The sequence below is a fragment of the Inquilinus limosus genome, assembly GCF_051487185.1.
Taxonomy (GTDB): Bacteria; Pseudomonadota; Alphaproteobacteria; order DSM-16000; family Inquilinaceae; genus Inquilinus; species Inquilinus limosus_F.
In genome coordinates this window covers 1-23,165 of record NZ_JAHVDK010000041.1, presented here as the reverse complement: position 1 = coordinate 23,165, position 23,165 = coordinate 1, and the positions used below count along the sequence as shown (strand labels likewise).

Below are 23,165 nucleotides of genomic sequence, written 5' to 3'. Positions count from 1 at the left end.
CAAGCGCATCACCGCTGGGCAGATTTTGAGCGGGCTCTTTCTATCCCGAACCATCGTTGCCTTGATTCTGCAAGGGGGGGAGTCGACAGTGGACACAACAGAGAAAGGCGATTTTGACCGATTCAGGCATTATTTTCTGAAGGGCACTGATGACGACACGCCTCTGTTGCTGCCGCTTGCGGAATCCGGCGACGACTGCCGCGCCATCATCCGATTCTGTCGCCAAATCAGTCGCCGAGCCACGATCCTGGCCATCGATCTCGACTGCCGCGAGAGAGGAGTCCCTGGCCACAGCGGCGCTTCTGACATCGCCGTCATCGATCATCTTGCGAGGACGATCGAGGGCGTGCTCCCTACAAAGGGGCTTGACCTCGTCCCGGTCGTTGTCATTGGCCACGCGTCAGGGGCCGACGTGGCGGCACAGCTCATCATGAGGCGCAACGATTTTCTGGCGGCCGCCGTTCTTCTGAGGCCGCTCTCATCGATCGTTCATGCCGCCGCCGATAGCCTTAGCGGGATGCATGTTCTCCTGGCCTGCCCTGGGGGCGGTGACACCGTCGGGACGGCGGGGTGGCACGTCGACGGCGCGCTGACCCGAGGGGGAGCTCGCGTGGTCCGCGAGCGCGTACTGCATCGTGCGAAGGCCGGCGGGGCGGATGCCGTCGTCGTCCGCGTCTTTCTCTCGACCCTATTCTCATAAGCGTCGACGCTTGGCGCGAACTTTGGTCCCCAGGAAACGTCCGCTTCCGAGGCGCCGGGCCTATGCCCGCAAATGGCACGACCGGACTGCTTGGCCGCCCCTTGAGCGCACCTGGCCGCAATCCACCCAAGCTACCGGACGGCCCAGCCGGACGGCGCCAAAACCAGCCATCGCGGAGACCGCCCGATAGCGGACACTTCCGGACATCCGGCGGTCAACCCATCGTGGTGATTGCCTCAGCCCGGCCGGCACGGCCTGATCGGTCGCGACACTGAGTATCTTTGTCTGACCCGGTTTACTTAGCCGCGTCAGCTGCCGTTTCACCCGGCGGCATGATCCGGAACATGAAGGTCGAAACGCTCTCTCCAGGTTTGAACGGGCCGGGGACCTTGTTGCGGACAGGGTCCAGACTTTGGAGGAAGGCCGCGATCGCCGTGGCGTCATCCGCCGTGAGCTGCGCAAAGGCGTGCCATGGCATGATGGGCGCCAACATGCGGCCGTCCGGCCGTCGGCCGCCCTGTATCGCCGTCACGATCTGCTCCCGGGTCCAACTGCCGACGCCTGTCTCTTTGTCTGGTGTGATGTTGGAGCCGACGAAGACGCCCTGGCCTGGAATCTCGAAGCCGACATCCGAGCCGCCAAGGAAGCGTGACGTGTCGGGCCTGCCGAAGAAATATCCCGGCGTGTGGCAGTCGTTGCAGCCGCTGATCGTAACAAGGTACTTGCCGCGTTTAATTTGGGTATCGTCAGCCAGGACCGTGAGCGCTGCCAGCGTGACGACTGACGCAAGCAGCAACGCAAGGCAACTGCGCAGCATGATCATACTCCTTGCTCGCGCCTCGCTTCCCGTGCGCGCGGCAATACAGCATTTGTCGCAAATTTAGCACGGAATCAGCATTCCTCGGCGCTCTCAGTTCGTTGGAGCCCCTACGCCGAAGCTTACCGCCGCTTACCCATCCGGCATGATCGGCTAAGCTTGGCTCAGATGCGCCAACAGCGAACACGGGGCCGGCGTCTCCGAAGCGGATGCTCGCCTGGCCAACGACTGTCGACCGTTCGGACGGTCGGCGCCGCGCCTTACGCAGCTTGTACGCTCGCGAGACGGCAACATTGCGCTGACATGCCAGCCCTTCGCGACGCGACATCGCCATCATCTTCCCGGTACATGTCGCCCCCGCGATGAGCGAAGGCATCAGACGATCCGCCCGCATAACGCGGCGCCCAAGCCGATCAGGAGGATGCCCGCGATGCCGTTGAGCCGATCCAGCGTCGCCTTTTGCAGATTTTGAAACATCGCGTTCGTGCTCAAGGCGAGGACCAAGTACCAGGAGGCGCTGCCGAGCATCACCCCGATGGGCGCTGCGAACCCGCGACTCGTGATCAGCGGATTACCGGCCTGCGGCACGACCGCGATGGCCAGGTACGGCAGCATTGTCATCGGGTTGGCGGCGGCGATCAGCAAGGTCGACATGAAGGCAGAGCCCAAGGCCCCACACCTTGCTTCGCGCGCCGGGCGGGTGGGGGCGAGGCAGGTTCTGAGACCCATGAAGATAAGGGCGAGCCCTCCCGCAATGCGCAGCGGCACCTCCACCGTGAGCGCCGTCTGCGCCAACGCGCCTGCGCTGGCCGCGGCCAGGACACTGAACAGCGCGTGTGCGACCGCAGCACCCATGCCGCTGGCGATCCCGAACCAGATGCCCAGAGCCAGCGTCCGCTGCACGCACATCAAGCATACCGGGCCGACCGGGATGGCGATGAAGAGGCCGAGCGTCGCCGCGGGCAGCATGTCGGCCAGAAGCTGCGTCATTTCCAGAACGGCTTGGCCGCTTCGGCATTCGCCTGTTGCCGCGTCACGCCGATGTCTTCGAGGACGTGGTCGTCGAGATCCGACAGGGCTTCTCGCTGCCGAGACCGCGCTGCACACCGGGCACACCACCGCCAGAACCACGTGCCCCAGATCGGGCCACGGATGTGCCCTCGGCTATAGCTCTGCCTGCACGACCGCTTCCCCGCCGTTGCGGTTGGGCCGGCAATAAAGATTGCTCGACGACTGGAGTCCATCGGTTCCTCCTGTGTCGCTATGCAAGTTCGATGGTCGATGCTCCGCTCTCGAACGCGCCGGGAAGAGGACGCCGGCGGGCCGGTCTGGCGCCCGACGTCGTCGTGCCGATGCCTGGCTGGCCGCCGTACGGTGCGTGTGCTCGACAGATCCTGTGTCGGTGCTCACCGCACCAGGCGGACGGCGATCTTCGTCGCTCAGAATCGCCTCAGCTCAGACCGGACGCGTATTGCGGTCCTGCCTCGTCATGGTTTCCATGATGGCATCGCAAGCCTGACTTCTTGTGTTACGGGGGTCACAGGCTGTTCGAGATCACGCCAGCGAGGTCTGCCATGTGGCTCGCGCCTCTTCTCCCCATCACAGCGATTGCCGGTGCGGCGCTACTCAGCGGGTGTGGCCGTTAAAGCGAACCGGAAATTTGGTGACAATGCACTTAAAGAATACGGTGGCTTTACAGGACGACACCAACGCTGCCGCCAAACTCGAATTCACGCACTGTCACCGAATTTCGGCGCAGAATTATTGTGAATTATCGTTGTGAAAATTATCTATACTCATGGAATTACTTGCTTCTAAGTCGCCAGGCGTCGAAGTCGATCACCTGCACCTGATGCAAATCCAATCGGGAACACTGCGATCCGGCACCTCTTGCGCATAAGCGTGAAGCGATCGAGTATTGGGCGGGAATCCATTTTGCCGAATCCAGCTTAAGAAACCCGCATGGGTGACGGGCGTTTCCCGTAGGGATCGTCCTCGCAAGCGCTCCTCACGTACATATTCAAGGAGCATCATTTGGTAGGCTTCGTAATGGAGCCCGATGAGAGGGCTATCCAAGAGCAAATCTTGGAAAAGAGGGTACTCATCCCGGCTGATGACCGGCACTGCTTCGGTATCCATGGGTGTCTCCCGACATTCATGGCAACAATAATCTATATATAGATATCTTGAATGCGCAGGGCAACAAGATTTAGGGATCCTGGAGAGCGCATCCAACGTTCGAGCCAACCACGATCCCTTCATATCACCCACTGGTACCGCAACGAGGCTTGGGAGGAACCAATGGCCAGAGTATCCACAACGACATCATACGTTGACCTTGACGGCGACTATGGGCCAGTCGAAGGGGTAGAAGTTACCTGTGACCGTTGCGGCCACTCCGAAGAAAGTTTTGGAACAGACGAGCCATCTCTGAGGCGCTGCGCCTATCTGCTCCGGGAGAATTGTCCACGAGAGGAGAAAAATTACTATAATGTAGGCCCGTGATAGGCGTGCCGTTCAACCAAAGGAGTGCGACCTAGTACCAGGAAATCTTAGTAATGATCGTGCTGGTGGAGTGTGACATATATGAAGTCGTCGTTTCGGAAGCGTAGGTCCTCGATCGTTTCTGGCTCACCGTTATCATCGACTGCGATCGACATCGATATATCAATCTCGAGATAGAGCTCGGTTTCGCCACTTACATTCTCAAATGGAACGAGGACCTTGCACTACTTTGGCACTTTAGGCTGTCCGGTTTCCGCGAGGAGTCTGTCGCAGTGCGGGCATCGTCGGGGTGGAGGCTGTGCGAGGATGTCGAGGATGGCTTGCCGGACGGCTGGCATGCTCGGCTGCGGCGGTGGTCCCGCGACTCTTTTTTTTCCGTCCCGCCGCTGTGAGGCGGCGGGATTGGAGGAAGGCATAGGCGATCATCGTCATCAAGGCGTGTCGGTGCAGGCCCGTCCAGGATCTACCTTCGAAGTGGTCGAGTCCGAGCTCCTCCTTGAGCTGCTGGTGTGCCTGCTCGCAGACCCATCTGGCCTTGATCGTGGCGGCGAGCCTCTTGAGCGGCGCATCGGCCGGCAGGTTCGACACATAGTATTTCCGCTCCCCGGTCGACCGCCGCTCGCCAACGAGCCAGACCTCCTCGCCCGGCATGCATTGCACGCGATTGTCGAGCATCCGGTGCTTATGGCCATCCGCGACCCGGACACGGCAGGCCGCGAAGAGACAGGACAGCCGACCTTTGGTGCCTCGCCGCCAGCTGACCTTTTGCCATGTCTCGTCGGCCAGCATCGCCTCGGCGGAGACCGGGGGCCTGTCGGGGATGTGGTACTTGCGGCGCCGCCCGGTTTTCGCGACAGGGAAGATCAGGGCGACGTCGGCCGGGTAGACGTTCTGGCGTTGCGACAGGCCCACCGCCCACAGCAGACCGCGCTCGCTCAAGGCCTGACGGAAAGGCCCGCATGATCCGTATCCCGAATCGGCCAGCACGCAGCCGAACCGCACGCCAGAGGCCATGACACGGTCGATCTCGTCGATCGCGATCTCCGGCTTGGTCAGAGCGATCTGTCGATCCGTCGGGACACGAGCCCGGACCATGCGCCCGGGATCGTTCGTCCAGGTCTCGGGCAGGAACAGCCGCAGCCCCACCATCACCGGCACCTCGCCGCGGGCCAACGTCAGCGACACCAGGGTCTGACAGTTCGCGGTCTTGCCCAGCGCCGAGGCATATTGCGGCGCCACGCCGACGGAGGCGCTTCCCTTCTTCGGCAGCGCCGTGTCGTCAACCACCAGCACCGCATCAGGGCCGCCGACGAGCCGGTCCGCCTGGACCAGCAGTTCCGCTTCCAGCGGCGCCGCATCCCAGGCACCATCCGCCACGAAGTGGTGCAGCCGATCATACTCGCCGGGCACAAGCCGGTCCGCCATCGGCTGCACGCTCTTGCGATCTCCGGGACCGATCAGACCCGCGACATAGAGCGGGCACATCCGCCGCCGCGCCTTGTGCCCCAGCCCCGCCACAAACGGCTCCAGCCAGCGCTCGAGATCCGCAATCCAATCCACCCCCACCATGGCCGGCCCTCCCTCAAGCCGACCTCCTATGAATCACTCAAGCCGCCGCCTGGGAATCCCCAAACTGACCTCACCCTCCGAATCTGCCAAAGTAGTGTTAGCCGACCGACTCAAACTTCCAGCCGGAAGTGGTTTAGTCAGCGAGGCTGCCGAAATTTGAAGTTTGGTCGCACCTTGCCATGGCCGAGACGAAACTGGAACGGCATTCAGCACCTTCCACGTCTGTCCTCACCTACGGGCGCGGGCCAGGATCCGATTGATCAGCCCGTTCGAGCCGTTCCAGGGAGCGCTCTGCGATCGGGTTTAGAGATCTGTGCCGACCCATCTATGTGCCGCCTCGATATCCGATTGGCCGACCTTGCCGGCGGAAGCTTCCTATCGAGGCAATCACCTTGCATCTGTGTCCATGCCACGGCATGAGCCACCGGATCGCGGCCATCCTCATGGTGATCAGTGGCCCTCCGTGAAACGTCGGCTTTCGGTTGCGGGGAGGGTCGACGGGAATGTCCGCTCAGAAGAAGCTTAAAAGGCGATTGAAAGGTCCGCATTGGGGACAATCCGGCCGCCGACGCCTACTCGCTCCGCAGCAGCCTGCCCGTGAAATTCCCCACCCACAGGCTCTCGTGCCGGCGGTAGATCCGGGCCGCGGCGTAGCTCTTCCAGCGCCCGTGCTCCATCGCCTTCTCCAGCGGGATGCCCAGCAGGTCCGCCGCCGTCATCATCCCGGCGCGAAGGGAGTGTGCGGAGAACTCCCCCGCGTCGACACCGGTGCGGGCCACCACCCGTTTCACCACCCGGGCGATCGTCGCGGGGTCGACCGGCAGCAGCCGGCCGTCGGCGCCGGCCACGAGGTAGCCGCCGCGGTCGAGGCGACAGAACAGGGCGCCGGGCGCATCGCCGCGGACCTCGAGCCAGCGGCGCAAGGCGGTGACGGCGCAGAGCGGCGACCCGGGCACGGCCTCGATGCCGATCTCAGCGCCGTGGCTCTCCTGGTCGGCCTTGGAGCGGCCGACGAACAGCACGAGGCCCTCGGGCGAGATCGACATGTCGCGAATATCGAATGCCGAAAGCTCGGAGCGGCGGAAGCCGCCGGCGAAGCCGATCAGCAGCAGCGCCATATCCCGTAGGGCCCGGCGCCCCTCCCCTCTACCGCCACCGAGCTCGGCGCCAGCGAGATCCGGATGGGCGTCGGGGGCCAGCACCAGGGAGGCGGCGCGCAGATTCGGCTCGAGCAGCGCCGCCTTGCGCACCGGCCGGACGCCCTTGGTCCGGCGTAGGCCCTTCAGGAACGCCTCGAACTCGGCGTCGTCGAGCGCGAGCGGCCGCTTCAGCCGCTTGCGGATCGCCACGACCGCGGCGCGGCGCAGCAGGATGGTCGACAGCGAGCGCCTTTCCGAGTGGGCGGTCAGGTGCATGACCAGCCAGCGCTCGTCCGCCGCGGCCACCGGGTCCGCGCCGGTGGGATCGAGCCCGAACCCCAGGCACCATTCGCTCCACGTTCGCCAGGCCTTGCCATAGGCCAGGCGCGTGTTGGCCGAAAGCGACGCTTCGACCAGCTGGTCAGCCTACTCGGCCAGGGCCTTGATCTCGGCGATCTGCGCCTCGCTCAGGGGCAAAGCCCGCGGCGTCCAGGGGGCCGCCGCAGACGGCAGCATCGACGTGGCAGCGTCGTCGACCAGGTTGGTCATCGGGGCCGCGGCCCGCGCCGCTGGTCCAGCGCGGCTGCTTCTCCGTCCCGGATCCGCGCGACGGCGTCGGTGATCGCCGTCCCGTCCGCGAACGCCTGGCGGAGCACGTCCGCCTGGTGGCGCAGGACGCGCGCGGGGCAGTACTGGCGAATCGTCATCGCCCGCTGCCGGCGAGCACGGCGCGGCCGAGCGGGGCGCGGTCGCGTCCGGTGACCGCCAGCTGGTGCCGGACGCCGGGCCGCGGCGCCAGGTGCCCGGCCGCGATCGCCCGGCGCTGCAGGCGGCCGCGGGCGGTGCGGCCGTCCTCGCGATGGATGCGGGCGTCGGGATGAGGAATGCCGAGCTGCAGGACCGCCGGGCGGTTCGCAGCGTCTCACTCCGCCGGCGGCGTCAGGTCCTGGTGCTGCATCGTCCCCTCCGGGTTGTCCGTCGCCGCGGCCCCGTCCGCGTCGACCCGGGCGATTCTACCCGATCTCGGCCGCGCAACAGGCTGTCCAATGCGCGATAACTGCCATTATCGCTCGTTAAATCAACGACTTGCATTGGCTTTCCCGGGCAATGCTGCATGCATGCAGCATGCCTACAAGGCCGGGGAGGCCGAAGCGCGCCCTTTCCAGACATGGAGTTCGGCTCTCTGAAGCGGACATTGCACGAAGTATCACCTACGCTCCGCTCCAACTCCCAGCATTGATCGACAAGCGCCCAAGAGCGGCCATCGTGCGAGAGCTGGCCGGTCAGGGCGTGACCGGAGAACGATGCTTCGCGCCGCCCTACTTTGACGCCAGCAGCAGCCAGCGTTATCCGCCCCTCCCTTCCCTTTCGCTTGAGGTCGACATGTAGCCTCGCCACCCGCCGAACGATGTGATGTCCCGGGCATCGGCGAGCCCGGCGGGCTCGACCAGAAACCCCTTCGGCGCTGTGCCGTCCTCGAGCAGGACCGTGCCGATCGCATGTGGCGCCGCGATCCCGGCGACGAAGGTGCCGAACGCGGCCGGGGTCATGGCCCAGACTTCGATCTCGATCGCAGCCCCGCCGTCCGGAGCGCGGAGCAGGCCCGGCTTAGCCACGCCCGGCCCGGCCATGGCGTAGAGCCGGTAGGATGGCGCGGTTCGGACGGCCCGGAGGAACCGGGCGCCGAGGGCGGTCAGCTCGCGATTGAGCGGCATGCCCGATAGATGCGCCCCCACCACGACGATCTCGAACAGCCCCGCTTCCCCGGCGGCCTGCAGCCCGGTCTCCGGCCGGCTCCAGCCCGTCGCGCCGAGCGTCAGCCCGCTGCGGGCGAAGAGATCGCGCGCCAGCGCCGCGCACAGCCCGTCCCGCCCGGCCGGGGCGAGCAGCGTCACGCTCATCGGCGGCCCACCGTCGCGCGGCCCCGTCGGTACGGCGATGCCGCACAGGTCGAGCAGGTTGACGAAGTTCGTGTAGGTGCCGAGCCGGCTGTTGGTCAGGATTGGATCGGCAACCACCTCTCCCACCGTGTAATGCGTGGGTGCCGTGGGCACGCAGATCAGGTCGACCGAAGCGACCAGCGGCGCGGTCGCCCGCTTCAACACCTGCAGGCGGTACAGGCCGCGGAAGGCGTCCGCTGCACTCAGCGCCCGCGCCCCGCCGATGATCCGGCGCGTCACCGGATGCATCGTCGCTTCATGCGCGTCCATGAAGTCGCCGAGCGCGGCGAGCCGCTCCGCCACCCACGCGCCGTCGTAGAGTAAATCCGCGGTGGCGTAGAACTCGCCGAAGGGGAGCTCGACGAGGCGGCAGCCGAGCGATCGCAATTGGTCCAGGGCGGATTCGAATCCGGCCTCCATCCCCGCATCGCCGAAGAAGCGCCGGTCGGGCTTGGCCGGCACGCCGATCGTCAGGACCGGCGGCCGGACCGCCGCCGGCATTGCGACGGCCTTCGAAAAAGGATCATGCGGATCCGGCCGCGCGGCGACCGAGAGCACACGATACGCATCCTCCGGCGTCAGGGCGAAGATCGAGACACAGTCGAGCGTGCGGCACGCCGGCACCACCCCGCTGGTCGACAACGCTCCGAGCGTAGGCTTCAGACCGACGATGCCGTTGAGCCCTGCCGGGATGCGGCCCGACCCGGCCGTGTCGGTGCCGAGCGCGAAGGAGACGATGCCGCGCGCCGCGGCCACCGCCGAACCGGAGGAGGAGCCGCCCGGCACCAGAGCCGGGTCGATCGCGTTGCGCGGGATCGGGTAGGGCGAACGGACGCCGACGAGGCCGGTCGCGAACTGGTCGAGATTGGTCTTGCCGACGACCAGCGCGCCGGCCTCGCGCAGCAGCGCGACGACCGTGGCGTCGCGCTCCGCGACATAAGCGAAGGCCGGGCACGCCGCCGTGGTCGGCATGCCGGCTACATCGATGTTGTCCTTGACCGCGAAGGGCACGCCCCAGAGCGGCCGCGCCGCCGGGTCGAAGCGGCCGAGGGCGCGCGCCGCCGTCGCCAGCTCCGCCCTGTCGGCGAGATGGATGAAGATCCCGGGATCGTCGGTCGCCGCGATCCGGGCGTAGACAATCTCCACCACCTGTTCGGCCGACAGGCCGGCCGCATAGGCACGGAACAGGCTTTCGATGTCGAACCGCAGGTCGCTCACCGGCTGTCCTCGATGATCTCGACGGGAAGTGTCCATTGGATGAGGACCGCGCAGCCCGCCGCCGACCGGACGGAATGCTCGCTGCCGGCGGGGTTGATCACGACGGCCCCGGCGCCGTAGTCGCCGTTCTCGTCGCTCTGCATGCCGTCGAGGACCAGGATCGTCTCCAGCCCGCGATGACGGTGCCGGGGCACCGAGGCGCCCGGCGCGTATCTCAGGACCGCCAGCGACGGGGCGTCCGGCCCGCCCCGCTCGAGCCAATGGACGGCGACGCCGTCCCGGAACGGCTCGAAGGCGAGATCGCGCCAGCCGCCCAGCCCCAGCCCGGCGAAGCTCCGGTTAGCCATGCGTGAGACCTTTCAGGATCCGTTCGGTCGTGGCGGTCCAGCCGACGATGGCGCCCTGGGCGCGGATCATCGCCAGGGTCGCCGCCTTGAATTCGGGGAAGTAGCTTTCGGTCGCGTCCTCGGCCAGCAGGCATTCGAAGCCCCGGTCATTGGCCTCGCGCATCGTCGTCTGCACGCAGACCTCCGTGGTCACGCCGGCGAGGACCAACTGCCGCGTGCCCAGCCGGGACAGCTCGTCGCCGAGCCGCGTCGCGTGGAACGCGCCCTTGCCCGGCTTCTCGATCACGGCCTCGCCGGGCAGCGGCGCGACCGCCGCGAGGATCGCCGTGCCGGGCTCGCCCGCGATCAGGACCCGGCCCATCGGACCGGGGTCGCCGATCCGCAGCGCCGGGCGGCCGCGGTCACGCTTGGCCGGAGGACAGTCGGACAGGTCGGGGCGATGACATTCCATTGTGTGGATCACGGGCAGGCCGGCGGCGCGGAACCCGTCGAGCAGCTGCCGCACCGCCGGCACGATGGCCCGCAGCCGGCCGACATCGTTGCCAAGGCTTTCGCCGAAGCCGCCCGGCTCCAGGAAGTCCCGCTGCATGTCAATGACGATCAGGGCCGTCGCCGAGCGGTCGAGGACGAAGGGGAACGGTTGGGCCGCGATCTCCAGCATCAGGAATGCCCCGCCATGTGCTGCCCGATCACATGGACATCCGCCGCTGCGGCCGATGTCTCGTAGACCAGCGCGCCATCCGACATGACGATGATGCGGTCGGACAGCTCCATCAGCTCGTCGAGATCCTCCGACAGCAGCAGGACCGCTGTTCCGGCGTTGCGGGCCCGCATGATCCGGGCGCGGATCTCGGCGACGGCGGAGAAGTCGAGCCCGAAGCAGGGGTTGGAGACGACCAGCAGGTCGACCTCGCCGGTCAGCTCCCGCGCCAGCACCGCGCGCTGGACATTGCCGCCGGAGAGGGTCCGGATCGGCGCGTCCGGCGACGATGCCTTGACCTTGAAGTCCCGCATCAACCGGGTCGCATGCGCCCGGATCGCACCCCGGCTGAACCAGACCGAGCCGGTGCCGCCCGCGCCGAGATCGAAGCTGCGGAAGGCCAGGTTCTCGGCCACGGTCATGGCCGGCGCGCAGGCGTTGCGCAGCGGCTCCTCCGGGATGAAGCGCACCTTGCGTGCGCGCATCTCGGCCCGCGTCATGCCGTAGGGCACGCCGCCGACCCGGATTTCGCCCCGATCGGGGCGCCGCTGGCCCGCCAGCACCTCGACGAACTCCTTCTGGCCGTTGCCGGAGATGCCGGCGATGCCGACGATCTCGCCCGCCCGCACCTCGAGCCGGTCGATGCTGATCGACTTGAGCCCGGTCCGGTCCGGCGCGCGCAGGCCATGCACCGCGAGGACGCCCGGCGCATCGCCCGGCACCGGCGCCCGGGCGTCGAGCGCCGCGACCGGTTCGGCGCCGACCATCATCGCCGCCATCGCCTGGCGGTCCAGATCGGCGACCTTGCCGGCGCCGGTTCGCCGACCCCGGCGCAGGACGGTCACCTCGTCGGCAAATTCCGTCACCTCGTGGAATTTGTGGCTGATCATCAGCACGGTCAGGCGGCCGGCCCGGGTCATGCCACGGACCAGCCCGAGCACCTCCGCCGCCTCGTGCGGCGTCAGCACCGAGGTCGGCTCGTCGAGCACCAGGAAATGCCGGCCGAGATAGAGCTGCTTGACGATCTCCAGCTTCTGCTTCTCACCGGCGGCGAGGGCGCGAACCGGCACGTCGAGCGGCAGGCGGAACGGCATGTGTTCCATGAAACCCTTGAGATCCGCCCGTTCGCGCCTCCAGTCCACCACCCGGGGCACGTCGGCGCGCGAGATCACCAGGTTCTCGGCACCGGTCAGCGACGGCACCAGGGTGAAATGCTGGTACACCATGCCGAGGCCGGCCGCGGCGGCGTCGCGCGGCGAGGCGATGATCTCCTGCCGGCCGTCGACCAGGATCTGGCCGGATGTCGGCTGGTGGAAGCCCATGATGCACTTCACCAGGGTCGATTTGCCGGCGCCGTTCTCGCCGAGCAGGGCGTGGAACGACCCGGCCCGGATCCTGATCGACACATCGTCGAGAGCGGTGAAGCCGCCGAAGCGCATCGTCATGCCGACCGCCTCGACCTCGATCGCCCGGGCGAGCGCCGCCGGCGGCGTCACGGCAGCTGCCCGACGAAGGCAGCCGAGCTGGCGACGGCGCCGAACACGCCGCCCTGCATCTTCACCATCTTGATTGCCGCCAGATGGTTGCCACGGTCGGTCGCGCCGCAGCAATCTTCCAGCAGCAGGCATTCGAAGCCGCGGTCATTGGCTTCGCGCATGGTGGTGTGGACACAGACATCGGTGGTGATGCCGGTCAGCACGATGTTCTCGATCCCACGCTGGCGCAGGATGAGCTCGAGATCAGTGGCGCAGAAGGAGCCCTTCCCGGGCTTGTCGATGACCGGCTCGCCGTCCAGCGGCGTCAGTTCGTCGATGATCTGCCAGCCCGGCTCGCCGCGCACCAGGATGCGCCCGCAGGGGCCTGGATCGCCGATGCCGGCATGGATCCGCTGCGACCGCCAGCGCTTGTTGGCCGGCAGGTCGGCGAGATCGGGGCGATGGCCCTCGCGGGTATGGAGGATGTGGTAGCCCTTGGCCCGCATCGCCGCCAGGACCGTCCGGATCGGCTCGATCGGCGCGCGCACCAGCGACAGGTCGTAGCCCATCGCGTCGACATAGCCGCCCGGGCCGCAGAAATCGGTCTGCATGTCGATGATGATCAGCGCGGTGTTCTGCGGGCGCAGGTCGCCGTTGTACGGCCAGGGATAGGGATCCGCGTCGATGGCGTGCCCGGCCGCCCCGGCGATGCCGCCCATGCTGCTGTCGAGACCGTCCGGTGCGCTCATCGCACGTCCCTTCTATCTGGTGATGGAGAGTTCTTCCGGTGCGCCGGCGAGCGACCGCTTCGGCGACGACGTCGCGATCATGATCGCCAGCGTCAGCGCGTAGGGCGCGGCGTAGAACAGGTAGTAGCCATGGGTGACGCCGACCGACTGCAGGGCCGGCCCCAGCGCCCCCGCGCCGCCGAACAGCAGCGCCGCGGCGAAACAGCCGAGCGGGCTCCAGCGCGCGAAGATCACCAGCGCGACGGCCATCAGACCCTGGCCCGAGGAGATGTGCTCGTTCCAGCTGCCGGGATAGTACAGCGACAGATAGGCGCCCCCGACCGCCGCCAGCGCGCCGCCGCAGGCCGTGGCCAGGAGGCGGATCCGGTTCGGGCTCAACCCCATCGCCCTGGCGGCGTCGGCGCTGTCGCCGACGACCCGCAGGACCAGCCCGGTCCGCGTGTTCCGGAGACTCCACCACAGCAGCAGCGCCAGCACGGCGCCGATCAGGAACAGGACGTTGATGTCGAGGGCGACGCGGACCTGCGGCATATCCGACCAGAAGCCGAAGGGGATTGCCGGCAGATGCGGCGCCACGGGCTGGATGAACGGCTTGCCGAAGAAGAAGGCCAGGCCCATGCCGAGCAGCATCAGCGCGATACCGACGGCGATGTCGTTGACCTTCGGAAAGCTGCAGATCCAGCCGTGGAACAGGCCGAACCCCGCCCCCGCCGCCATCGCCGCCAGGACGCCGAGCCAGGGCGAGGCGGTCAGCACCGCGACGGCGTAGGCCGCCATGGCGCCGAAGACCAGGATGCCCTCCAGCCCCAGATTGATGCGGCCGGACCGTTCGGTGACGGTCTCGCCGAGCGAGACGAAGATGAAGGGCGTGGAGACCCGGATCGACCCGCCGAGGATGGCGAGCGGGACGCTCCACAGGCCGATGTCGTCCGCCGCCATGGCTCAGTTCCCCGCCCGATGCGACGCCCAGCGCTCGGGACTGAACGCCTTGAAGCGGCCGTAGAGGGTCTCGCTGAGCAGGATGACGACGAACAGCAGCCCCTGCAGGACCAGCACGGTGGCGTCCGGCAGATCCATCCGGCGCTGGAACAGGCCGCCCGACGCGTCGATGCCGCCGAGCAGCACCGCGACCGGGACGATGGCGAGCGGATTGTGCCGGGCCAGGAAGGCGACGAGGATCCCGGTGTAGCCGTAGCCGGCGGCGAGCGAGGCGTTGGCGCTGCCCTGCACCGCCGCGACCTCGATCATGCCGGCAAGGCCGGCCCAGGCGCCGGCCAGCGCACTGAAGCCGATGATCAGCCGGCCGACCGGGAGGCCCTGGATCTGCGCCGCCCGGACATTACCGCCGGCGATCCGCGCGGCGAAACCCCAGCGTGTCTTCTGGATCAGGACCCAGGAGAGGGCACAGGCGGCGATGCCGATGGCGAGCCCCCAATGCACATCCGTGCCCGGGATGCTGCCGATCCGGTATGCCGCGTCCAACGGAGCGGTCGAGGGCTTGTTGAGCGAGGCCGGATCGCGCAGCGGCCCTTCGACCAGATGGTTCATCAGCGCGATCGCGATATAGGCCATGAGCAGGCTGGAGATGGTCTCGTTCACGGCCCGGTGATGGCGCAGCGCGCCGACGGTGCCGATCCAGGCCGCACCGGCCAGCGCCCCGCCCGCCGCCATGCACGGCACCACCAGCCAGGCCGGTGCGCCGGCGAGCCACGCGCCGACCGCAGCCGCGGCGACCCCGCCCAGCACGATCGCCCCTTCGCCGCCGATCATGACCAGGCCCAGCCGCGCCGGCAGGGCGACGCAGAGCCCGGCGAGCAGCAGCGGCGAGGCCCGCGACAGCGTGTTCTGGATCGAGAACCAGGAGCCGAAGCCGCCGCGCCAGATCAGCCCGTAGAGGTCGAACGGGGACTTGCCGATCAGCAGGATGAAGACGCCGAACAGAGCCAGGCCGGCGACGAGGGCCGCGAGCGGGATCGCCACGCCCTCCAGCCGCCGTGCGGTTCCCTCCAGCCAGGCCCTGCGGAGGCTGCCCGCCGCGGCCGGCAGCGCCCCCTCGCCCATCGTCTCGATCGACGTCATCGCCGCTCTCTCCCGGCCGGTCAGGAGGTCGCGCCGAGCACGCCATCCACCAGATAAGCCATGCTCTCCAGCTCGATCGCGGTCTCCGGATAGGCGGTGCCGGCGGCCACGACGGTGTTGCCGTTGTTGTCTTTGAGCGGTCCCTTGATCACCGAGAAGCCACCCTTCTTCATCTCCGCCAGGGTCGCTTCGAACTGCCTGCGCGCCGGGTCGGTGACCGCCGGGCCCAGCGGACTCATCTTGACGAAGTCCTCGGCGATGCCGCCGCGCGTGAAGTTCGGCAGCGCCTCTCCGGCCAGGAACTTCCGGGCGAACATCGTGTAGACCGATGCCCAGTTCCATTCCGCCCCGGTCAGATACTTCTCCGGGGCCAACGGCGACTGGTTGGCATGGTAGCCGCAGACGAAGGCACCGCGGCGTGCCGCCGTCTCGATCACCACCTTCGGCCCGTCGACATGGCAGGTGACGACATCGGCGCCCTGGTCGAGCAGCGCGTTCGCGGCCTCCGCCTCCTTGACCGCCAGCGACCATTCGCCGGTGAAGATGACCTGACAGGTGATCGACGGGTCGACGCTGCGGGCGCCGAGCAGAAAGGAATTGACGTTCAGCAGGACCTGCGGGATCGGCTTGGCCGCGACGAAGCCGACCCTCTTCGACTTCGACATATGTCCGGCGACGATGCCGTTCAGATACTGCCCCATCCCGATGTATCCGAAATACGAGCCGGCGTTCTTCGGGTCCTTGTCGGTCCAGAGCCCGCCGCAGTGGCGGAACTGGACGTTCGGATACTGTGCTGCGGTCTCGAGAACGAAGGGGCTGAAGTAGCCGAAGGAGGTCGGGAACAGCAGGGCCGCGCCGTCGAGATTGATCATCGACGCCATCGTCTTCTGGATGTCGACCGTTTCGGGGACGTTCTCCTCCTCGACCACGGTGATGCCGTCCATGCCCTTGAGAGCGGCGGCGCCCTCGGCATGGGCCTGGTTGTACCCGTAGTCGTCCTTCGGACCGACATAGATGAAGCCCACGACGGCCTCGGCGGCGAAGGCCCTGCGGCCCGGCACCACCGGCGCGGCGAGGCCGAGCATGGCTCCCGCGCTCGTCCCGAGGAGCCGGCGGCGGCTGATCGTGAAGGATCCCGACATGAAAGAGCTCCCTGGATTCTTTTATCGCTGTAGATTGCATGCAATCGGCATGCCAGGACCGAAGAGCACAGGTTCTCGGAAAAATCGTGCAGCCGTTGCGCCGGCCCTGCTCTGACGCGCGGCAATTGCATGCACTTTGTGCCTATTTTGTAACCCGTTGACATAGTGCCTACTAGATGTTCATACCGCCCATCGAGACCGGGGCGTCGGCCAGGCGAAGCCGGGTCGCGGAGCTTGACGGGAGCGGAGCGCATGGCGGGCAAACGAGCGCTGAGACGGTCGGGAACCATCGTCGACGAGATGGTGCGGGCAATCGCCGACCGGATCGTCATGGGCCAGGCCCCGCCGGGCGAGAAGCTGGATGAAGCCACCCTGGCGAAGCGCTTCGAGGTGTCGCGCACGCCGGTGCGCGAGGCGCTGCGCCAGCTCGTCGCCATGGGGCTGGTCGACCGCCGGCCCAATTGCGGCGCGACCGTCGCGACGATGTCGCCGGACCACCTGGCATCGGTCTTCGAGGCCATGGCCGAGCTCGAGGGAATCTGTGCCCGGCTGTGTGCGATACGGATGACCGCGGGCGAGCGGCGCGCGCTCGAGCGGGCCCACCTCGACTCCGCCCGCCTCGTCCGGCTGGGGGCCGAGGAAGACTACGAGCTCCACAACACGGAGTTCCACAGCCGGCTCTATCAGGGCGCGCACAGCAGCCACATCCAGGAGCTGGCGACGACGACTCGCAGCCGCCTCGGACCGTTCCGCCGGGCCCAATTCCGCGTCTCCGGCCGCCTCACCAAATCCTGGACCGAGCACGATGTCATCGTGACCGGCATCCTGCGTGGCGACGCCAGCGCCGCCGAGGCTGCGGCCCGGGCGCATGTCTCGATCGTGGGCGAAGTCAGTGCTGCTTTTGTGTCAGGGGATGGCCCATCGAGAGGCGAGCCGCTCGTCGCGGCCCAGGCATCGTCGATCTAGGGGTTCCGGCAGGCCTGCAGGCGGCAACAGGGGCCAGCCAAGACCGGCGTTTCGGCGCTGGTCAGGGCGGCCATTGCTCAAATATGCACCGCTAACGCAACTCAGCCAGGCGGCCGAGCATGTGACGGTAGAAGACGGGCGCGTCGCATCCGGTCAGCCACAGGCAATTGGCCGGGCGACCGGAGATGCCCCACCAGTCGACGACGGTCATGCCGACCGTCAGCGGCGATGCCGTCTCGATCTCGACATTGCACCGCCGGCCGCCAAACAGCTGCTTCCCACGATTCCGATCAACATGAGTTAGTTAATCTAACTAACTTACATTGACAATCGCTTTCAGTCGGTCCGAGCAGGCAGTCGCCATAACCCCGGTAGATGGCGACGCCTCGCTTGGCCCGGCAGGGCAGCGCGGCAGGCGATCTCTCGGATCGCCCTGCCGATGTTCCCTCGTGGCCCACAATCGCAGTTCCCTCACCCGTCTGTGCATCAGGCTGGAGGGCGCCATTTCCGGACATGGTTGTGGCGCCCTTAGACTGGACATCGCCGGGACCGGCTGGATCTAACCCTTCCCGGCCGATTTGGTTGACTGAAGAGCCCAGAAGCGGTCATCGCATGCGGCTCAGCAAAGCAGACATGACCGGAGTCGACTCTTCTCTGAAGGCTTCGCCAGCCTATGGCTATCGAAAGCCGTTGCTCGGCACGCGCCTTCAAAGCCGATATGCGCGAGGTCTGCAGGAGTCGCGGCTGGGGAAGAGGGGTGTCGTCGCCCCTTTCCCATTCGTCAGACATGTGGGCCAACTTCCAGCAGCGCTAAGGGACACACGGCGCTAGGCCCAGCTCGGATCTCCCCTCACCATGTTTTGGGCTGGGCTCCATCACGGTCGGAATGCGCCGATGTGGGCGTGCCAGTTCGTCGGGCGAAGCACCAGGTTCATCGAGTCCGAACTCATTCCAGCTCTGAACCTGGTGACCACCGTCTGGGGCGACAGCATTGGCAGCACCGCGATGCAGTCACACTGCCGGCTGGCCGGCGCCATCGGCAGCAGCTGGGTCGTGCCGATCACCCTCTACGGCCAAATTCCGGTCAACACCGCCGCGGTTCCCGGCAGCTACACCGACACCGTCAACGTGACCGTCACCTATGGCGGCATCTCGCTCTGCCTCTAGCGGCGAAACGGGCGATACCATCAGCGATCTGGACGAGGTTTGCTGTGATCAATTGTGACACGTCGCCAATGCAGCAGCGTGTTTCCGGATCTCAGCCGGGCGACGATCAGGTCGCAGCAGGCCTCAATCGGAGCTTCGAGCGAGCGTCGTCGCGACCGCTCCGAGGGCAGGCTGGACGCTTCGGAAGGAACGGCGCCGTCGCCGGCGAGCCGCACCACAACTTCCCGGCTGGCGAACCGGATGCCCGCCTCGGCGAAAGCGCCTTTGATGCGTGCATAGACGAGGCGGCGCAGGATGAACTGGTCGCCCGGCCGCGTCATGAACTTGACGCGGACGATCATGGCCGAATCATCGGTCTCGATGACACCTTGCGATTTCAGCGGATCGAGGAACTTCGGTCCATGCACGGGATCGGCCGCGAGCTCCTGGCCGATCGCCTTGACAATCTTGCGCACCCTCTCGACGTCGGTGTCCCAGGTGAGCCCTGAGCCGGCGAGCTCGGAGCGGCGGAAACCACCGGCGAAGCCTGTCAGCAGGAATTTCAGCGCGCCGGCCTCTTCCGCCTCATAACCAATGATTGCAGATCCCTGACGGCTCCCGCTTGGAAACGGTTGCACAATGTCAAAGCCTATGCTTTGGGCGACCGGACCGCCCCGGAACCACGCGCCACCGGCTGTTTCCGCGGCATCCAGCTGCCGTCGCGGCCCGCCGGGGCCTTGGGCCGGGCGGATGACAAAGCGGATCCTGGTCGAGGACGACCAGTTCTCGGCGTTGCAGCTGCAGGACATCATTCGATCGCTCGGTTCGGGGTATTGCGGCCGGGCGAACGCGGCAAGAACTGCTCAGCAGCGGGACATCAACTTCCTCTCGCAGTGGAGGTCCGACCACCGAATCGAGAGGCGAGCGCACGAGGGCGCTCGCCGTCCCATTCGCATTGCTAATCGGTATCCGCCTTATACCTCCGGCGTATTCGGAATTGTCGGACGACCCTTGAGAAACTGCCGCTCGTCTTTCAGATCAATGTTACCAGCCCCTCCCTCGTCTTGCTCGCCTCCTTCATCTTTTTCGTCTTTTTCATCTTCTTCATCTTCTTCGATTTCTTCGTCTTCTTTTTTCTCCTTCTCCTCTTTTTCTCCTTCGCCTTCTTCGTCTTCTTGCGTCTCTTGGTCTTCGTCCAATTCTTCCATTACAGTTTCGAGTTGTTCATCTTCTGTTTCTTCACTACTCCGAGAGTCGCGCCCGAGAGTGGCTTGGTCCTGATCTGCCTGATGACGATCTCTGTCGCCGGGGCTGCCCGGCTCTGGTTGGCTGGTCATCTGATTTGCGGACGTCTGAACTTGTTTCGACATTGCAGTTCTCCAAGGCCCTATGCCTTGATTCAACAATATGAATTATCAGTGCCGCGTTCCTTTCTGAGTAAATGTTAAATATTCCCAACATCTGGTATTTCAGTCCTGTGTCATTTGACATACAGCGGAGATCTTCAACACATCGTAATGGTTTCACGGCCGCCCACCGGGAGTTCTGGTTTACCGGGCTGGCGGTCCAGGCGTCGGGTTAGCCCCGCCTGGTATGAGATCGCACCCGTTTCCCTTGCCGTGAACTCGCCAGGTGGACCACCGACAACCGTGAGCACGATGGTAAAGCATACCCAGCCGCGCTGCCGGTAATCGTTACACGCGGAGAATGGCAGCAGACAGAACAGTCCGGATGGTCGCTCATAAGCGCGCTACTCCCCATCCACCGAGGAGCTCACCGCATGAGCAACTCGTTCGAGACCCGAGACTGGCAGCGTCCACGTGCTGGTCAACAATGAGGGACAGCATTCTCGTTGGCCGGAATTCATCGATGTCCCCGCGGGCTGGCGCACCGTTTTCGGACCCGCTGATCGCCGGACCTGCCTTGACTACGTCGACACTCACTGGACCGATATGCGCCCTCTGAGCCTCATCAGCGCAGTCCGCGGTGCAGCCCCATGAGCAAGCATCCTTGATCTTTCCAGGGTCTGCCCGGCCGGACTGGATGCTCTGCCGACCAGATGACCAAAGGCAATGCCGGTCGGAGCTCGGCTTATCCTAGGCGACACGTTCCACTGGACTGAATGAATACGTTAGCGTCGTCGAGCAAGACTTCTGTCCTCTACGGCTGAAGAACACTCAATCACTACTTGCATTGCGGCCGGTCACCTTCGCTCGCGCGAGTTCCTGCCGCACATCCCGAACCGCCCCTCAATACGACCAAAGACTGTTCCGCCTGGGCTAAGCGGACAGGCGCTGAACCGGGATTTTCACCGTGATCACCAAACCCTCGGCTCGCCAATCCCGGGCGATTGCCCCAGCAAGCTGGCCCGAGACAGTCATATCCGCCATAAACGTTCCAAAGCCCTTCACCTCCGAGGGTCCGGTCACCTCGGGACCGCCTCGCTCCGCCCAGACAAGGATCAGTTCGTCGTCCTCGACCGACCAGCTCACGTCGATTGCACCGCTCTCGTGGCTCAGCGCACCGTATTTCGCCGCGTTGGTCGCGAACTCATGCAGCGCCAATGCGAGGCCGGTGACGGCGTGCCCGCTGACCGGCACATCAGGGCCGTCCAGCGTGACGCGAATCTGCGTCGCGTCGTAAGGGGCGACGATGGTCCCGATGAGGGCCGCCAGGGTCGTCTTGGTTGATGCGAGCTTCGGATTTACCTCCGCTAATATCAGGTCATGGGCGCGCGCGAGCGCGCCCAGCCGGCTCCGCACCGCCGTCGCAAGCTCCTCCGGCGTTCGCGCCTGTCTGGCGCTGAGCGTGACGACGGCGCTCGACAAAGCAAACAGGTTCTTTACCCGGTGGCTCATCTCGCGCAGCAGCAGCATCTGGCGCTCCTGTGCCTTGTACCGCTCCGAGATGTCGCGCGCGATCTTCGAGGCGCCGATGATCCGGCGGGCATGATCGCGGATGGGAGAGACGGTGAGCGAAATCGGGACCTCGAGGCCGTCCTTTCGTCTCCGGATTGTTTCGAAATGCTCGACGCGCTCGCCGTTCCGGATGCGCGTGAGAATTTCCACTTCCTCCAACCGCCGATCCGAGGGAATGATGATGGTGATCGGTCGACCGACGGCCTCCTCGGCCGTATAGCCGAAGATTTGCTCGGCGCCGCGGTTCCAGTCGGTGATGACACCGTTCAGATCCTTCGCCACGATGGCGTCGTCCGAGGATTCGACAATAGCCGCGAGCCGGTGTGCCGCCAGATCAACTTGACGTCGATCGCTCAGATCAATCAAGACGTTCACCGCACCCGTCGGGGCACCGGTCCGATCGAACACCGGCATAGCAAAGGGCAGGAATGGAACCTGGCTTCCGTCCGCTCGCTCTACAGTCGCCTCCCCTCCTCTAATTGCCCGTCCCTCCTGGAGGGCAATCGCCATCGGGCTCTCGTCGACGGGAAGCGGGCTGCCGTCCGGCCAGAGGAGCTTCCATGAGTGGCCGAACATGCTCTCGCCGAGCGCTGGACGCTGCCCCCAGAGACCGACTGCCGCCTTGTTGAAGTAGGTGATCCGGCCATCGATATCAGACACATACACGGCAACACCGATAGCTTCGAGTGCCTCCGCTGCCCGACCCCAGTCCACTCGCGGCATTGCTTCCGTTGGCAGGCCACCACTTTCAAGAACGTCCATGCATTAACCTCGCCCAGCACTTCGGAGCATGCCGCCGCCGCTTGGGCGCCGGCTCCACTGAACATACCGTCACCATAGAGCCCCGCGACCGTTCCACATAGACAATAAAGTAGAAATTATCATGTGCTAATTTTTCAGCCGAAACATCTCATGCGAGTCTTCCCTCACAATTCCCTATTTTCGACGCCTATTTAGAACAATCAATCTATATCCACATGCAAACAGTACCGACTTCCTAGAACGAACGCGTTCATATCATATAAGTATTATTATGACAGCCTACGCAGGAGCCCTCTTGATCAAAGATTTGGCTTGCGATCCGTCCGGGGAACCGCCACGAGGCTGATACCGGCCAGCTTGAGGCTGCGCTCTGGGTCTCTTCCGTCGAGATGGGAACAGAATGCGCTTGGCCCGGCGGCGCCGATGCCGTGCCGTCACCCTCGGACCGCGCCGTCGTTAGCCCCGGCTCCGTTCTTCCACCAGCCAGGAGACGATATCTTCTCTCATCAGATCCCTGTTTGCCGACGCGCCGTGCGGTGGCGCTACGATGCGGACGAGAGCGTGGCCAAAGGGATTGTCATGCGGATCTCCAGGCCATCGTGATGCCAGTGCCGGACAAGGCTGCCCCGCAGGTGTCCTTAATCGTGCCGTCCGTAAGCCGGATTTTGAAGCCAAGCGCCTCAGGAGCCGATGCTATTGCTGGGCCGCCACGCTCCATCCAAGCGAGATCGAGCTGGTCGGCCTCTGCCGCACAATCTTGTGCCGGCAGAGGCTCCTTTCCTGTTCGTCCTGATTGCCCTCGAAGTTGCAGCGTCGCTAGCGCTGGTCGGGGTGCTCATGGGCACGGTTCTGGCCGCGCGTGACCCAGAGGGCGGACAGGTTGCGTTACTGCCGAGATCAAGCGCATCCCCAGGGGAACTGGCTGCTGGGACGCGGACGTTGACACCGGAAGCGGGTCGTACCGGGAGCTTCCGACGCTATGCCACCCCGTAT

At 65.7% G+C, this 23,165-nt stretch carries 20 protein-coding genes and 2 pseudogenes; 4 read left to right on the top strand and 18 right to left on the bottom strand.

From position 1 onward, the window contains the following. Window positions 1-88 precede the first annotated feature (88 nt). Window positions 89-700, top strand: coding sequence for a hypothetical protein (locus KXR53_RS32690; protein ID WP_437379805.1), 612 nt, complete (start codon window positions 89-91; stop codon window positions 698-700). A 295-nt stretch (window positions 701-995) separates the two neighbouring features. Here KXR53_RS32690 and KXR53_RS32685 read toward each other — a convergent pair whose 3' ends face one another. The 15 genes and pseudogenes from KXR53_RS32685 to KXR53_RS32615 form a co-directional block, all read right to left on the bottom strand. After that, a complete protein-coding gene (locus KXR53_RS32685; RefSeq protein WP_437379804.1) occupies window positions 996-1,517 on the bottom strand; it encodes a cytochrome c in 522 nt (173 codons plus the stop codon). 375 nt (window positions 1,518-1,892) lie between these two features. Beyond that, window positions 1,893-2,507, bottom strand: coding sequence for a LysE family translocator (locus KXR53_RS32680; protein ID WP_437379803.1), 615 nt, complete (start codon window positions 2,505-2,507; stop codon window positions 1,893-1,895). Further along, window positions 2,504-2,761, bottom strand: a complete 258-nt coding sequence (locus KXR53_RS32675; RefSeq protein WP_437379801.1) for a DUF1127 domain-containing protein — start codon at window positions 2,759-2,761, stop codon at window positions 2,504-2,506. The genes KXR53_RS32680 and KXR53_RS32675 overlap by 4 nt, the downstream gene beginning before the upstream one ends. A gap of 1,498 nt (window positions 2,762-4,259) precedes the next feature. Beyond that, window positions 4,260-5,628: pseudogene (locus KXR53_RS32670) on the bottom strand (IS701 family transposase). Window positions 5,629-6,163: 535 nt separating this feature from the next. Further along, window positions 6,164-7,036 (bottom strand): tyrosine-type recombinase/integrase, encoded by an 873-nt coding sequence (locus KXR53_RS32665; RefSeq protein WP_437379800.1) that lies wholly within the window; start codon window positions 7,034-7,036, stop codon window positions 6,164-6,166. A 120-nt stretch (window positions 7,037-7,156) separates the two neighbouring features. Further along, window positions 7,157-7,279 carry a hypothetical protein gene (locus KXR53_RS32660; RefSeq protein ID WP_437379799.1) on the bottom strand — a complete coding sequence of 41 codons (123 nt, stop codon included), beginning with the start codon at window positions 7,277-7,279 and terminating at the stop codon, window positions 7,157-7,159. Continuing rightward, window positions 7,276-7,437: a hypothetical protein gene (locus tag KXR53_RS32655; protein ID WP_437379798.1), complete on the bottom strand. Its 162-nt coding sequence runs from the start codon at window positions 7,435-7,437 to the stop codon at window positions 7,276-7,278. The genes KXR53_RS32660 and KXR53_RS32655 overlap by 4 nt, the downstream gene beginning before the upstream one ends. 639 nt (window positions 7,438-8,076) lie before the next feature. Further along, window positions 8,077-9,888 carry an allophanate hydrolase gene (atzF, locus tag KXR53_RS32650; protein WP_437379797.1) on the bottom strand — a complete coding sequence of 604 codons (1,812 nt, stop codon included), beginning with the start codon at window positions 9,886-9,888 and terminating at the stop codon, window positions 8,077-8,079. Then, a complete protein-coding gene (locus KXR53_RS32645) occupies window positions 9,885-10,235 on the bottom strand; it encodes a cupin domain-containing protein (RefSeq protein ID WP_437379795.1) in 351 nt (116 codons plus the stop codon). Before KXR53_RS32645 ends, atzF begins: the two co-directional genes overlap by 4 nt. Then, window positions 10,228-10,896, bottom strand: a complete 669-nt coding sequence (locus KXR53_RS32640; RefSeq protein ID WP_437379794.1) for a cysteine hydrolase family protein — start codon at window positions 10,894-10,896, stop codon at window positions 10,228-10,230. Before KXR53_RS32640 ends, KXR53_RS32645 begins: the two co-directional genes overlap by 8 nt. Next, window positions 10,896-12,431 carry an ABC transporter ATP-binding protein gene (locus tag KXR53_RS32635; protein WP_437379793.1) on the bottom strand — a complete coding sequence of 512 codons (1,536 nt, stop codon included), beginning with the start codon at window positions 12,429-12,431 and terminating at the stop codon, window positions 10,896-10,898. The genes KXR53_RS32640 and KXR53_RS32635 overlap by 1 nt, the downstream gene beginning before the upstream one ends. Beyond that, on the bottom strand, window positions 12,428-13,159 hold the full coding sequence (gene biuH / locus KXR53_RS32630) for a biuret amidohydrolase (RefSeq protein ID WP_437379791.1): 732 nt from the start codon (window positions 13,157-13,159) through the stop codon (window positions 12,428-12,430). Before biuH ends, KXR53_RS32635 begins: the two co-directional genes overlap by 4 nt. 12 nt (window positions 13,160-13,171) lie before the next feature. Next, on the bottom strand, window positions 13,172-14,098 hold the full coding sequence (locus KXR53_RS32625) for an ABC transporter permease (RefSeq protein WP_437379790.1): 927 nt from the start codon (window positions 14,096-14,098) through the stop codon (window positions 13,172-13,174). A 3-nt stretch (window positions 14,099-14,101) separates the two neighbouring features. Then, window positions 14,102-15,238, bottom strand: coding sequence for an ABC transporter permease (locus tag KXR53_RS32620; RefSeq protein ID WP_437379788.1), 1,137 nt, complete (start codon window positions 15,236-15,238; stop codon window positions 14,102-14,104). Window positions 15,239-15,258: 20 nt separating this feature from the next. Then, on the bottom strand, window positions 15,259-16,380 hold the full coding sequence (locus KXR53_RS32615) for a BMP family ABC transporter substrate-binding protein (protein WP_437379786.1): 1,122 nt from the start codon (window positions 16,378-16,380) through the stop codon (window positions 15,259-15,261). 252 nt (window positions 16,381-16,632) lie between these two features. Between KXR53_RS32615 and KXR53_RS32610 the strand changes: the two genes are divergently transcribed. Continuing rightward, window positions 16,633-17,346: a GntR family transcriptional regulator gene (locus tag KXR53_RS32610; RefSeq protein WP_437379785.1), complete on the top strand. Its 714-nt coding sequence runs from the start codon at window positions 16,633-16,635 to the stop codon at window positions 17,344-17,346. A gap of 894 nt (window positions 17,347-18,240) precedes the next feature. After that, window positions 18,241-18,513: a spore coat protein U domain-containing protein gene (locus tag KXR53_RS32605; RefSeq protein WP_437379783.1), complete on the top strand. Its 273-nt coding sequence runs from the start codon at window positions 18,241-18,243 to the stop codon at window positions 18,511-18,513. Between the two features lie 20 nt (window positions 18,514-18,533). On the opposite strand, the gene KXR53_RS32600 is transcribed toward KXR53_RS32605, so the two are convergent. Together KXR53_RS32600 and KXR53_RS32595 are read right to left on the bottom strand one after the other, a co-directional pair. After that, window positions 18,534-19,304, bottom strand: coding sequence for a hypothetical protein (locus KXR53_RS32600; RefSeq protein ID WP_437379782.1), 771 nt, complete (start codon window positions 19,302-19,304; stop codon window positions 18,534-18,536). A 162-nt stretch (window positions 19,305-19,466) separates the two neighbouring features. After that, a complete protein-coding gene (locus KXR53_RS32595; RefSeq protein ID WP_437379781.1) occupies window positions 19,467-19,862 on the bottom strand; it encodes a hypothetical protein in 396 nt (131 codons plus the stop codon). Window positions 19,863-20,306: 444 nt separating this feature from the next. On the opposite strand from KXR53_RS32595, the pseudogene KXR53_RS32590 reads away from it, so the two are divergent. Further along, window positions 20,307-20,492, top strand: a pseudogene (locus KXR53_RS32590) (MbtH family protein); the annotation flags it as partial. 279 nt (window positions 20,493-20,771) lie between these two features. On the opposite strand, the gene KXR53_RS32585 reads toward KXR53_RS32590, so the two are convergent. Beyond that, the gene (locus KXR53_RS32585; protein ID WP_437379780.1) at window positions 20,772-22,172 is read right to left on the bottom strand and encodes a PAS domain S-box protein; all 1,401 of its coding nucleotides are present in this window, start codon (window positions 22,170-22,172) and stop codon (window positions 20,772-20,774) included. Between the last annotated feature and the right edge of the window lie 993 nt (window positions 22,173-23,165).